The following is a 12762-nucleotide window of genomic DNA, read 5'->3' as shown; positions in this document are numbered from 1 at the left end:
CCCTAATACAAGACGATTTCAGCAATCATACTTCACAAGCACTTCACTTTCAGGCTTTAGCGTATCGCCATCTTCATTTTTGCGGACAGAAAGATGGAACATTTTGACGTAGCCATTATCGGGTTAGGCCCGGCAGGCGCAGCGCTGGCGCGGCAGTTGAGTGGAAAAATGCGCGTGATCGCGTTGGATAAAAAACACCAGTGTGGCAACGAAGGTTTCACCAAACCCTGCGGCGGTCTGTTAGCCCCGGATGCCCAGCGTTCGTTTATCCGCGACGGGATAACCTTACCCGTTGATGTCATCGCTAACCCACAAATATTTAGCGTTAAAACGGTTGATGTTGCAGCCTCTTTGACGCGTAACTACCAGCGTAGCTACATTAATATCAACCGCCATGCTTTTGATTTATGGCTTAAATCTCTCATTCCTGATGATGTACAGGTGTACCACGACAGCCTGTGTCGGAAAATCTGGCGCGAGGGCGATAAATGGCATGTTATCTTCCGCGCCGACGGTTGGGAGCAGCAGATCACCGCGCGTTATCTGGTGGGAGCCGACGGCGCGAACTCACTGGTACGCCGTCATCTCTATCCCCGGCACCAGATCCGTAAATATGTTGCGATTCAACAATGGTTTGCGGAAAAGCATCCCGTCCCGTTCTATTCCTGCATTTTTGATAACGACGCAACCGACTGTTATTCCTGGAGTATCAGCAAAGATGGCTATTTTATCTTTGGCGGTGCCTACCCGATGAAGGACGGTCAGGCGCGCTTTGACGCGCTGAAAGCGAAGATGGAAGCGTTCCAATTTCAGTTCGGCAAACCGGTGAAAAGTGAAAAATGTACGGTGCTGTTTCCTTCACGCTGGAAAGACTTCGTCTGTGGCAAGGACAACGCATTTTTGATTGGCGAAGCGGCCGGTTTTATCAGCGCCAGCTCACTGGAGGGGATTAGCTATGCGCTGGACAGCGCGGAGGCGCTCAAATCTGTATTATTGCGGGATGCACCAGATATGAATCACGCTTACCGCAAAGCCACCCGCAAGTTACGTCTCAAACTGTTTGGCAAGATTCTGAAAAGTCGGGCCCTGACGTCGGCGTTTTCCCGTAAATGGATAATGCGCAGCGGCGTGGCGCATATTCCTCAAGGTGACCACTCAGTATCACAACTAATTGCTGAAACAGGGCAAACGCGCCAAGGCATTTGCCCATAACATCTTATTTCAGCGCAAACTTCTCAATGGCATACGCGACGCCATCTTCAAGGTTAGATTTCGTCACAAAGTTGGCGATTTCTTTGACTGATCCAATAGCGTTGTCCATGGCAACGCCCACGCCTGCGTATTCAATCATCGCGATGTCGTTTTCCTGATCGCCAATCGCCATCACCTCTTCGGCTTTTATACCCAACGCATCGGCCAGCGATTTCACGCCAGTCCCTTTATTGACGCGTTTATCGAGGATTTCGAGGAAATACGGTGCACTTTTCAGCACGGTGTACTTCTCTTTTACTTCCGCAGGTATGCGCGAGATAGCTTTATCGAGGATCTCCGGCTCGTCAATCATCATCACTTTCAGGAACTGGGTTGCGGGATCCATTTTCTCGGCTTCACAGAACACCAGCGGAATCGTCGCAACAAACGATTCATGCACCGTGTAGTAGCTGATATCACGGTTCGCGGTATACAGGGTGTTGCGATCGAGTGCGTGGAAATGCGAGCCAACGTCCCGGGAGAGCTGCTCCAGATAACGATAATCATCATAGCTCAACGCGGTTTGCGCGACAGTACTGCCATCCCCTGCTTTCTGCACTAGCGCGCCATTGTAGGTAATGCAGTAGTCACCGGGTTCTTCCATATGCAATTCTTTCAGATAGCTGTGGACGCCGGCATACGGGCGCCCCGTGGTCAGCACCACATTTACGCCACGCGCGCGCTGCGGCAATCGCCGTTTTGACCGCGGGTGAAATGGTGTGATCGGGCAGCAGAAGTGTGCCATCCATGTCGATAGCAATAAGTTTGATAGCCATGAGTTCCCCGGATTAAATGAGTCCGTCCTCATGCTAACGCGATTCCGCTCAAAAAACAGCTACGAAAAGGGGGATAGAAAGGGGAATCGAGATTCCCCTTTTGCAGGACGGTTGTAGAGCTGGGTGCAAGTTAGATATCGATGTTCGCCGCTTTCAGGGCGTTTTCTTCGATAAACGCGCGACGCGGTTCAACGGCATCGCCCATCAGCGTAGTGAAGAGCTGGTCGGCGGCAATCGCATCCTTCACGGTAACGCGCAGCATACGACGGCTTTCCGGATCCATAGTGGTTTCCCACAGCTGATCCGGGTTCATCTCGCCCAGACCTTTATAACGCTGGATAGCGAGGCCGCGACGTGACTCTTTCTGCAGCCATTCCAGCGCCTGCTCAAAGCTGGCAACCGGCTGGCGGCGCTCGCCACGTTCGATAAACGCATCGTCTTCGATCAGCCCGCGCAGCTTCTCACCGAGCGTACAAATACGACGGTATTCGCCACCGGTAACAAACTCGTGGTCCAGAATATAGTCGGTATCCACACCGTGAGTACGGACGCGCACAATCGGCTCAAACAGGTTCTGCTCTGCGTTGTGGTGGATATCAAACTTCCACAGGCTGCCGTGCTGTTCTTTTTCGTTCAGCTCGGTAATCAACGAATTAACCCAGCGGGTAACGGTCTGCTCGTTCGCCAAATCAGCTTCCGGCAGCGTCGGTTGATAAACCAGTTCTTTCAGCAGCGCTTTCGGGAAACGACGTTCCATACGGCCAATCATTTTCTGCGTCGCGTTGTATTCAGAAACCAGTTTTTCTAACGACTCACCTGAAAGAGCAGGTGCGCTGGCATTAGTGTGTAGCGTTGCGCCATCCAGAGCGATAGAAATTTGGTACTGATCCATCGCTTCGTCATCTTTAATATACTGTTCCTGCTTGCCTTTTTTCACTTTGTACAGCGGTGGCTGTGCAATGTAAACGTGGCCGCGTTCCACAATTTCCGGCATCTGACGATAGAAGAAGGTCAACAGCAGCGTACGAATATGCGAGCCGTCGACGTCCGCATCGGTCATGATGATGATGCTGTGATAACGCAGTTTGTCCGGGTTGTACTCGTCACGACCGATGCCACAGCCGAGCGCGGTGATCAGCGTCGCCACTTCCTGAGAAGAGAGCATTTTATCAAAGCGCGCTTTCTCGACGTTGAGGATTTTACCCTTCAGCGGCAGAATCGCCTGGTTTTTACGGTTACGGCCCTGCTTCGCAGAACCGCCCGCGGAGTCCCCTTCCACAAGGTACAGTTCGGACAGCGCCGGGTCGCGTTCCTGACAGTCCGCCAGCTTGCCCGGCAGGCCCGCTAAGTCCAGCGCGCCTTTACGACGGGTCATTTCACGCGCGCGACGTGCCGCTTCACGGGCACGTGCAGCATCAATAATTTTGCCAACGACGATTTTCGCGTCAGACGGGTTTTCCAGCAGGTATTCGCTCAGCAGTTCGTTCATCTGCTGTTCTACCGCCGATTTCACCTCAGAGGAGACCAGCTTGTCTTTGGTCTGTGAGGAGAACTTCGGATCCGGTACTTTCACGGAAACAACGGCAATCAAGCCTTCACGGGCATCGTCACCGGTGGCGCTGACTTTGGCTTTTTTGCTGTAGCCTTCTTTGTCCATGTAGGCGTTCAGGGTACGGGTCATCGCCGCACGGAAGCCTGCAAGGTGAGTACCGCCGTCACGCTGCGGAATGTTGTTGGTGAAGCAGTAGATGTTTTCCTGGAAACCATCGTTCCACTGCAGCGCAACTTCAACGCCGATACCGTCTTTTTCGGTGGAGAAGTAAAAGATATTCGGGTGGATCGGCGTTTTGTTTTTGTTGAGGTATTCAACAAACGCCTTGATGCCGCCTTCGTAGTGGAAATGGTCTTCTTTACCATCGCGCTTGTCGCGCAGACGAATAGAGACGCCGGAGTTCAGGAACGACAGCTCGCGCAGACGCTTAGCCAGAATCTCGTATTCAAACTCAACGACGTTGGTAAAGGTTTCGTGGCTTGGCCAGAAACGTACCTGAGTACCCGTCGCTTCTGTTTCGCCGGTTACCGCCAGCGGCGCCTGCGGCACACCGTGCACGTAAGTTTGCTGATGCACTTTACCTTCGCGGCGAATCACCAGCTCCAGTTTCTGTGACAGGGCGTTTACTACGGAAACACCTACGCCGTGCAGACCACCGGAAACTTTATAGGAGTTATCATCGAATTTACCGCCTGCGTGCAGAACGGTCATGATAACTTCCACCGCCGAAACGCCCTCTTCCGGGTGAATACCGGTTGGGATACCACGGCCATCATCGGTAACGGACACGGAGTTGTCAGCGTGAATCGTTACAACGATATCTTTACAGTGACCCGCGAGCGCTTCGTCGATAGCGTTATCTACCACCTCGAATACCATGTGGTGCAGACCGGTGCCGTCATCCGTGTCGCCGATATACATACCCGGGCGCTTACGCACCGCATCCAGTCCTTTCAGGACTTTGATACTGGAGGAGTCATAAGAATTCGACATCAACGTTTCTCGCTCATTTAAACTTGGGTTAATCCGTTATTTTACCCTTTTCCACGGTGAACATCTTCGAATTTTTGTCCGACATGTCCAGAACGTGTTCAGCGCTGATTGCGCTGACAAAGACCTGAGATTGCGTCGCTTTTAAGCGGCTGGCTAACAGCCCACGACGGGCATCATCAAGTTCAGAGGCAAAATCATCTATCAGGTAGAGACACCGCCGCCCACTTTCGCGGGTGAGGAACTCCCCTTGCGCCAGACGTAAGGCGCACATCAGCAGCTTTAGCTGCCCACGCGACAACGTGTCTTCCACCGGCGCACCGTCAGCGCGAATGCGAAAATCCGCTTTGTGCGGACCGTGCGCGGTGTAGGTCAACATGCGATCGCGTTCAAAACTGCGTTCCAGCACTTCGGCATAATCGGTCTCTTTCTCCCAGCCGCGCTGGAATGAGAAGGAGAGAGAAAACTCGGGTAGAAACTGCTGACAGGTATCCGCCATATCCTGCGCGATACCGGCGCTGTACTCCGCGCGCCAGGTGCTGATTTGTTCCGCCAGCGGGATCAGTTCTTTATCCCACGGACGCAGTTGCTCATAACGACTCACCTGGCGCAGGGCTGCGTTGCGCTGCTTGAGCAGTCGCTTCAGATTGCTCCAGGCGGTGAAAAATCCGGCTTCATTGTGAAAGCATCCCCAGTCAAGGAATGCTCTTCTGTATTTGGGGCCGCCATTGAGTAAAGTAAACCCCTCTGGCGTGATCAGCTGCATCGGCATCAGGTGCGCCAGTTCCGCGACCTTGTGCCCGTCAGTGCCGTCAATGCGCACTTTGCTGTCGCCCAGTTTGTCTTTCGTCAGGCCAATCGATGTCTCACGCTCTTCCCCCTGCAAACGCCCGTGTAAAACAAACGACTCCTGCTCGTGGCGAATTACGCGGCCAATCTGCAAACTGCGAAACGCCCGGCCGTGGCCGAGCGTATAGATGGCTTCCAGCACGCTGGTTTTGCCGCTGCCGTTCGCGCCAACCAGGAAGTTAAAGCCAGGGGATAAAGCGAGATCCGCGCTTTCGATATTGCGAAAGTCGCGGATCAACAGACGGGTGAGCGACATTACAGTCTCATAGGCATAACAACATAAGCCGCGCTCTGGCTGGCAGCATCTTCAATCTGTACGCTCGATACGGAATCGGTCAGCAGAATACGAACGTTCTCGCACTTCAGCGCGTTCAGTACGTCCAGTACGTAGCTAACGTTAAAACCGATTTCCAGTTCAGTGCCAGGATAGGAGACATCCAGAATTTCTTCCGCTTCTTCCTGCTCCGGGTTGTTGGCGGTAATTTTCAGCTGGTTTTCACTGACATACAGACGCACGCCGCGGAATTTCTCGTTAGAGAGGATCGCCGCACGGGCAAATGCCTGTTTGAGGATATCGCAACCGGCTTCCAGGTGTTTGTCCGGATTCTTCGGCAATACGCGGCGATAATCCGGGAAACGGCCATCAACCAGCTTGGAGGTAAAGATGAAGTCACCCACGTGCGCACGAATGTTGTTGCTGCCAATCTGCACGCGCAGCGGGTTGTCGCCGCCGTCGAGCATACGCATCAGTTCAATCACGCCTTTACGCGGAACGATCACCGAATGGCTGGGTAACTGCTGACCGACTGGCATTGAACAGACCGCCAGGCGGTGACCGTCGGTCGCCACAGTACGCAGCTCTTCCCCTTCGGTTTCAAACAGCATGCCGTTTAAGTAGTAACGCACGTCCTGATGCGCCATCGAAAACTGCGTGGCTTCAATCAGGCGCTTCATCGTGGCCTGCGGCAGAGTGAATTCGACTTCGCTCTGCCAGTCGTCCAGATTCGGGAAGTCGGCGGCAGGCAGCGTAGACAGCGAGAAACGGCTGCGGCCAGACCGCACCAGCATGCGATCGCCTTCCAGTTGAACGGCAATTTCCGCGCCTTCCGGCAACCCACGGCAAATATCGAAGAATTTACGCGCCGGAACGGTGGTCGCACCAGGTTCATGAGGCTGGATCAGCGCCACGCGCGCCACCATCTCCATTTCGAGATCGGTACCGGTCAGAGAAAGCGCACCGTCAGCAACCTGCAGCAGCAGATTTCCGAGAATAGGCAGTGTAGGACGTCCACCCAGCGGGCCGCTGACCTGCTGAAGCGGTTTTAATAAATGTTCACGTTCAACGGTAAATTTCATAGCGTCACGAAGATAATGTTCTGATTAAATTGGAGAAATCTTCTTTAATATCATGGCTTTCTTCACGCAACTGCTCAATCTTGCGACAGGCATGAAGCACGGTAGTATGGTCACGCCCACCAAACGCGTCGCCAATTTCCGGCAGACTGTGGTTAGTGAGCTCTTTTGCCAGCGCCATCGCCATCTGGCGCGGACGAGCTACCGAGCGAGATCGACGCTTAGAAAGCAGATCCGCAATTTTGATTTTGTAATACTCCGCCACCGTCTTCTGAATATTGTCGATGGTGACCAGCTTTTCCTGCAAAGCCAGCAGATCGCGCAACGCTTCGCGCACGAAATCGATGGTAATCGCCCGGCCGGTAAAATTAGCGTTGGCGATCACACGGTTCAGCGCGCCTTCCAACTCACGTACGTTAGAGCGTAGACGCTTGGCAATAAAGAACGCCACTTCACCCGGCAGACGAATGTCGTTTTCGTCGGCTTTTTTCATCAGGATCGCGACGCGCGTTTCCAGCTCAGGCGGCTCGATCGCAACAGTCAGTCCCCAGCCGAAGCGGGATTTCAGACGATCTTCAACGCCGTTGATCTCTTTCGGATAGCGATCCGAAGTCAGGATGATCTGCTGATTGCCTTCCAGCAGGGCGTTAAAGGTGTGGAAAAACTCTTCCTGCGATCGTTCTTTATTCGCGAAGAATTGGATATCGTCAATCAGCAGCGCATCCACGGAACGGTAGTAGCGTTTAAACTCTTCGATCGCGTTGTTTTGCAGGGCCTTAACCATGTCCTGCACAAAACGTTCGGAGTGCATATACACCACTTTCGCGTTTGGCTTACGCGCCATAATACCGTTACCGACAGCGTGCAACAGGTGGGTTTTACCCAGACCCGTACCGCCATAAAGGAATAACGGATTGTAGGCGCCGCCAGGATTGTCCGCCACCTGACGTGCCGCCGCGCGCGCCAGTTGGTTAGATTTACCTTCAACGAAGTTATCAAACGTGTGTTTGACGTTGACGTTAGAACGATAGGTAGGTTCTGCCGGTGCCGGGACGTTATCCCAGCCTGAGCGCGCCGCCGGAGCGGCACGTTGCGGTTGCACTTGCTGAGCCACGTAAGCGGGCGCAACAACGTTGTTCACCGGCGTTTTCAGCGTTTGCGTGACGGGTTTAGTACCGACTTCAAAGCGCAGCTGCGGGGCATCCGCTCCACAGAAGTTATTGAGTAATCCATTAATATTATTAAGGTATTTATCCCTTACCCAATCAAGCACGAAACGGTTTGGCGCATACAAAGCCAGCGTGTTATCGCTCAGTTCCGCCTGCAACGGGCGTATCCACATACTGAACTCTGTGGCTGGTAACTCATCCTGCAATCGGGCAAGACACTGCTGCCAAAGCGAAAGTGACACGGCGGACTCCACTCGAACAAAAGTCGATAAATGACAAAGGCTGAAACATTCATGATTGTTGACGCACATCGACAAGACCCTATGCAAAGGGTGACGTGCGAATTGCTATCTGCAATTTTTACCCGATCAGGATCCATTGAAACGATCAGGACCGCGGATCATAGCGTAAACTGAGAAAGAGATCTTCTGTTTCTCACAGATTCTTCCCGATTTATCCACAGGATGATCCAGAATCGGCTAAGTGTAAACGATCCTGGAGAAGTGCTGCAGGTTTTAGCGCGCATATTGAAAAAATTAATGAGTAAAGATGCTTTACTGCTTAAACGATCTAATAAAGATCCCGAGCGATCCTTGCGCTTTATCCGCCAGCCCGTATAATTCTTACCCCCAGCGAGTAACGGTCGCCTTACGGCGTCAACGCTGCCTGTTTTATACGCGAAACCATGCGGAAAAAAGCGGGAAATAAGGAAAGAGAATTGACTCCGGAGTGTACAATTATTACAATCCGGCCTCTTTAATCACCCACACTGTGGCGTAAGTCGTTCGAAATTCGTTCGGGTATACGCAAAAGTCAGTGAATTTATTCAAGTTTAGGTAGAAGTCGCCATGAAACGCACTTTTCAACCGTCTGTACTGAAGCGCAACCGTTCTCACGGCTTCCGTGCTCGTATGGCTAATAAAAATGGTCGTCAGGTTCTGGCACGTCGTCGTGCTAAAGGCCGTTCTCGTCTGACCGTTTCTAAGTAATAAAAGCTAGCCCCTGAGTGGTTAAGCTCGCATTTCCCAGGGAGTTACGTTTGTTAACTCCCACTCATTTCACATTCGTCTTCCAGCAGCCACAACGGGCTGGCACGCCGCAAATCACCATCCTCGGCCGCCTGAATTCGCTGGGGCATCCCCGTATCGGTCTTACCGTCGCCAAGAAAAACGTTAAACGCGCGCATGAACGCAATCGGATTAAACGTCTGACACGTGAAAGCTTTCGTTTACGTCAGCACGAACTTCCTGCAATGGATTTCGTGGTGGTGGCGAAAAAAGGGGTTGCTGACCTCGATAACCGTGCTCTCTCGGAAGCGTTGGAAAAATTATGGCGTCGCCATTGTCGCCTGGCTCGCGGGTCCTGATAGCCCTTATTCGGGTCTATCAACGCCTGATCAGTCCGCTGCTTGGGCCGCATTGCCGTTTCACTCCAACCTGCTCGAGCTACGGAATTGAGGCATTGCGCAGGTTTGGAGTGATAAAAGGCAGTTGGTTGACGGTGAAACGCGTATTAAAATGCCACCCTTTACACCCTGGTGGTGACGATCCCGTCCCGCCCGGACCATTTGATACCAGAGAACACTAACGATGGATTCGCAACGCAATCTTTTAGTCATCGCTTTGCTGTTCGTGTCTTTCATGATCTGGCAAGCCTGGGAGCAGGATAAAAACCCGCAACCTCAGGCCCAACAGACCACGCAGACAACGACCACCGCAGCGGGTAGCGCCGCAGACCAGGGCGTACCGGCCAGTGGCCAGGGGAAACTGATTACGGTTAAAACTGACGTGCTTAATCTGACCATCAACACCCGTGGTGGTGATGTGGAACAGGCTTCACTGCCAGCTTACCCGAAAGAACTCGGTTCTACCGAACCGTTCCAGTTACTGGAAACCACGCCACAGTTCATCTACCAGGCACAGAGTGGCCTGACAGGTCGTGACGGCCCGGATAACCCGGCTAACGGCCCGCGTCCGCTGTACAACGTCGAAAAAGACGCGTTTGTACTGGCTGACGGTCAGAACGAACTGCAGATCCCGATGACCTATACTGACGCAGCGGGTAACACATTCACTAAAACGTTTGTACTCAAGCGCGGTGAATATGCTGTCAACGTTAACTACAGCGTGCAGAACGCCGGCGAAAAACCGCTGGAAGTCTCCACCTTTGGTCAGCTGAAGCAATCCATCAATCTGCCATCTCATCGCGACACCGGTAGCAGCAACTTTGCGCTGCACACCTTCCGTGGCGCGGCGTACTCCACGCCGGATGAGAAGTATGAGAAATACAAATTCGACACCATTGCTGAAAACGAAAACCTGAACGTCAATGCTAAAGACGGCTGGGTCGCAATGCTGCAACAGTATTTCGCAACGGCATGGGTTCCGCGTAACGACGGCACCAACAACTTCTATACCGCTAACCTGGGTAACGGCATTGCCGCTATCGGCTATAAATCACAGCCGGTACTGGTTCAGCCTGGCCAGACTGGCGCGATGACCAGCACCCTGTGGGTCGGCCCGGAAATTCAGGATAAAATGGCGGCAGTTGCACCGCACCTGGATCTGACCGTGGATTACGGCTGGTTGTGGTTCATCTCTCAGCCGCTGTTCAAACTGCTGAAGTGGATCCATAGCTTCCTGGGTAACTGGGGCTTCTCCATCATCGTTATCACCTTTATCGTTCGTGGCATCATGTACCCGCTGACCAAAGCGCAGTACACCTCCATGGCGAAGATGCGTATGCTGCAGCCGAAGATTCAGGCTATGCGTGAGCGTCTGGGCGATGACAAACAGCGTCAGAGCCAGGAAATGATGGCCCTGTACAAAGCTGAGAAGGTTAACCCGCTGGGCGGCTGCTTCCCGCTGATCATCCAGATGCCAATCTTCCTGGCGTTGTACTACATGCTGATGGGCTCCATTGAACTGCGTCATGCGCCGTTCGCTCTGTGGATCCATGACCTGTCTGCACAGGACCCGTACTACATCCTGCCGATCCTGATGGGCGTGACGATGTTCTTCATTCAGAAGATGTCTCCGACCACCGTGACCGACCCGATGCAGCAGAAGATCGTGACCTTTATGCCGGTCATCTTCACCGTGTTCTTCCTGTGGTTCCCGTCAGGTCTGGTGCTGTACTATATCGTCAGCAACCTGGTAACCATTATTCAGCAGCAGCTGATTTACCGTGGTCTGGAGAAACGTGGCCTGCATAGCCGCGAGAAGAAAAACTCCTGATATTAGTCGCAGGTGCGTTGGCTGCATTTGCTTGCCGCCTTCCTGCAACTTGAATTATTTCGAGTATTCACGGTAAAGTTAATGCCAGAGAAGGCGGTCATTAGACCGCCTTTTTTACATTTACAAGAGAGCTATCATGAACCATAACGACACCATCGTCGCTCAGGCCACCCCACCGGGACGTGGTGGCGTGGGTATCCTGCGCATCTCCGGCCTGAAGGCGCGCGAGGTTGCAGAAACCGTACTGGGGAAACTACCAAAACCGCGCTATGCCGACTATCTGCCGTTTAAAGACGCGGATGGCAGCACGCTGGATCAAGGAATTGCCCTGTGGTTCCCCGGTCCGAACTCCTTTACCGGTGAAGATGTTTTAGAGCTTCAGGGCCACGGCGGTCCGGTGATTCTCGATCTGCTGCTCAAACGTATTCTGACCATTCCCGGGCTGCGCATTGCCAGACCGGGTGAATTCTCCGAGCGTGCGTTTCTCAATGATAAGCTTGATCTGGCCCAGGCAGAGGCAATTGCCGACCTGATCGATGCCAGCTCAGAGCAAGCCGCTCGCTCGGCGCTGAACTCGTTGCAGGGCGCATTTTCTGCACGGGTAAATCATCTTGTGGAAGCGCTCACTCACCTGCGCATCTACGTGGAAGCGGCGATCGACTTTCCGAATGAAGAAATCGACTTCCTGTCTGATGGCAAGATTGAAGCGCAGCTCAACAACGTTATCAGCGATCTCGATGCTGTTCGTGCCGAAGCGCGTCAGGGCAGCCTGCTGCGCGAAGGGATGAAGGTGGTCATTGCCGGTCGCCCAAATGCCGGGAAATCAAGCCTACTGAACGCGCTGGCAGGTCGTGAGGCGGCCATTGTGACCGACATTGCGGGTACGACTCGCGACGTACTGCGTGAGCATATTCATATCGACGGTATGCCGCTGCACATCATCGACACTGCCGGTCTGCGCGATGCCAGCGATGAAGTTGAACGCATTGGTATCGAACGCGCGTGGCAGGAAATTGAACAGGCCGACCGCGTTCTGTTTATGGTTGATGGCACCACCACCGACGCCGTGGACCCGGCTGACATCTGGCCAGACTTTATTGCCCGCCTGCCAGCCAAACTGCCGATTACCGTGGTGCGTAACAAAGCGGATATTACCGGTGAGACGCTGGGCCTTAGCGAAGTAAATGGCCACTCACTGGTTCGCCTATCCGCGCGTACCGGTGAAGGCGTTGACGTGCTGCGTAACCATCTCAAACAGAGCATGGGCTTTGAAACCAATATGGAAGGCGGCTTCCTGGCGCGCCGTCGTCACCTGCAGGCGCTGGCAGAAGCGGCGGAGCATCTCGAGCAGGGTAAAGCCCAACTGCTCGGAGCATGGGCCGGAGAATTGCTGGCAGAGGAACTACGTCTGGCGCAGCAGAACCTCAGTGAGATCACCGGGGAATTTACCTCCGACGATCTGCTGGGAAGGATTTTCTCCAGCTTCTGTATTGGCAAATAACGTTCTGTTGCCCGGTGGTGCGATGCCTACCGGGCCTACAGTACCCGTAAGTCGGATAAAGCAAAGCGGCTATCCGGCTACAAGT

11 protein-coding genes and 1 pseudogene are annotated in these 12762 nt (G+C 53.4%); 7 read left to right on the top strand and 5 right to left on the bottom strand.

Annotated elements, in window-relative coordinates:
- Positions 1-93: 93 nt before the first annotated feature.
- Positions 94-1212, top strand: a complete 1119-nt coding sequence (gene cbrA / locus OGV38_RS17850) for a colicin M resistance lipid reductase CbrA (RefSeq protein WP_047415670.1) — start codon at positions 94-96, stop codon at positions 1210-1212.
- Between the two features lie 4 nt (positions 1213-1216).
- Here the strand turns inward: cbrA and yidA are convergent.
- The 5 genes and pseudogenes from yidA to dnaA form a co-directional block, all read right to left on the bottom strand.
- Positions 1217-2027 (bottom strand): annotated as a pseudogene (gene yidA / locus OGV38_RS17845) (sugar-phosphatase).
- A 130-nt stretch (positions 2028-2157) separates the two neighbouring features.
- Positions 2158-4572 (bottom strand): DNA topoisomerase (ATP-hydrolyzing) subunit B, encoded by a 2415-nt coding sequence (gene gyrB, locus OGV38_RS17840; protein ID WP_286474260.1) that lies wholly within the window; start codon positions 4570-4572, stop codon positions 2158-2160.
- 28 nt (positions 4573-4600) lie between these two features.
- Complete coding sequence (gene recF, locus OGV38_RS17835) at positions 4601-5674, bottom strand: DNA replication/repair protein RecF (RefSeq protein WP_016155067.1); 1074 nt, start codon at positions 5672-5674, stop codon at positions 4601-4603.
- The gene (gene dnaN / locus OGV38_RS17830) at positions 5674-6774 is read right to left on the bottom strand and encodes a DNA polymerase III subunit beta (protein WP_016155068.1); all 1101 of its coding nucleotides are present in this window, start codon (positions 6772-6774) and stop codon (positions 5674-5676) included. The genes recF and dnaN overlap by 1 nt, the downstream gene beginning before the upstream one ends.
- A 4-nt stretch (positions 6775-6778) precedes the next feature.
- Positions 6779-8182 carry a chromosomal replication initiator protein DnaA gene (gene dnaA, locus OGV38_RS17825; protein ID WP_016155069.1) on the bottom strand — a complete coding sequence of 468 codons (1404 nt, stop codon included), beginning with the start codon at positions 8180-8182 and terminating at the stop codon, positions 6779-6781.
- 222 nt (positions 8183-8404) lie between these two features.
- Here dnaA and OGV38_RS25145 point away from each other — a divergent pair, with 222 nt between their 5' ends.
- From OGV38_RS25145 to mnmE, 6 genes are all read left to right on the top strand, one after another.
- Positions 8405-8560, top strand: a complete 156-nt coding sequence (locus OGV38_RS25145) for a hypothetical protein (protein WP_418135004.1) — start codon at positions 8405-8407, stop codon at positions 8558-8560.
- Positions 8561-8788: 228 nt separating this feature from the next.
- Entirely contained in the window at positions 8789-8929 is a 141-nt protein-coding gene (rpmH, locus tag OGV38_RS17820) for a 50S ribosomal protein L34 (RefSeq protein WP_003023858.1), read from the top strand.
- A gap of 17 nt (positions 8930-8946) precedes the next feature.
- A complete protein-coding gene (rnpA, locus tag OGV38_RS17815) occupies positions 8947-9306 on the top strand; it encodes a ribonuclease P protein component (protein ID WP_003844432.1) in 360 nt (119 codons plus the stop codon).
- A complete protein-coding gene (gene yidD / locus OGV38_RS17810) occupies positions 9270-9527 on the top strand; it encodes a membrane protein insertion efficiency factor YidD (RefSeq protein ID WP_003023846.1) in 258 nt (85 codons plus the stop codon). Before rnpA ends, yidD begins: the two co-directional genes overlap by 37 nt.
- A gap of 2 nt (positions 9528-9529) precedes the next feature.
- Positions 9530-11176, top strand: coding sequence for a membrane protein insertase YidC (gene yidC, locus OGV38_RS17805; RefSeq protein WP_286474257.1), 1647 nt, complete (start codon positions 9530-9532; stop codon positions 11174-11176).
- A gap of 136 nt (positions 11177-11312) precedes the next feature.
- Positions 11313-12677 (top strand): tRNA uridine-5-carboxymethylaminomethyl(34) synthesis GTPase MnmE, encoded by a 1365-nt coding sequence (mnmE, locus tag OGV38_RS17800; RefSeq protein ID WP_286474254.1) that lies wholly within the window; start codon positions 11313-11315, stop codon positions 12675-12677.
- The last annotated feature ends 85 nt before the right edge of the window (positions 12678-12762 follow it).

This window comes from Citrobacter sp. Cb080 (assembly GCF_030334745.1).
Lineage (GTDB): Bacteria > Pseudomonadota > Gammaproteobacteria > Enterobacterales > Enterobacteriaceae > Citrobacter > Citrobacter braakii.
The sequence above is the reverse complement of the archived record's forward strand: the minus strand, read 5'-3'. Positions and strand labels throughout refer to the sequence as shown.

Excerpts from the sequence above, each read along its gene's own strand:
- cbrA (WP_047415670.1), top strand. The coding sequence starts at position 94 with ATGGAACATTTTGACGTAGCCATTATCGGGTTAGGCCCGGCAGGCGCA.
- yidC (WP_286474257.1), top strand. The coding sequence starts at position 9,530 with ATGGATTCGCAACGCAATCTTTTAGTCATCGCTTTGCTGTTCGTGTCT.
- recF (WP_016155067.1), bottom strand. The coding sequence starts at position 5,674 with ATGTCGCTCACCCGTCTGTTGATCCGCGACTTTCGCAATATCGAAAGC.
- mnmE (WP_286474254.1), top strand. The coding sequence starts at position 11,313 with ATGAACCATAACGACACCATCGTCGCTCAGGCCACCCCACCGGGACGT.
- OGV38_RS25145 (WP_418135004.1), top strand. The coding sequence starts at position 8,405 with ATGATCCAGAATCGGCTAAGTGTAAACGATCCTGGAGAAGTGCTGCAG.
- rpmH (WP_003023858.1), top strand. The coding sequence starts at position 8,789 with ATGAAACGCACTTTTCAACCGTCTGTACTGAAGCGCAACCGTTCTCAC.
- yidD (WP_003023846.1), top strand. The coding sequence starts at position 9,270 with ATGGCGTCGCCATTGTCGCCTGGCTCGCGGGTCCTGATAGCCCTTATT.
- gyrB (WP_286474260.1), bottom strand. The coding sequence starts at position 4,572 with ATGTCGAATTCTTATGACTCCTCCAGTATCAAAGTCCTGAAAGGACTG.
- dnaN (WP_016155068.1), bottom strand. The coding sequence starts at position 6,774 with ATGAAATTTACCGTTGAACGTGAACATTTATTAAAACCGCTTCAGCAG.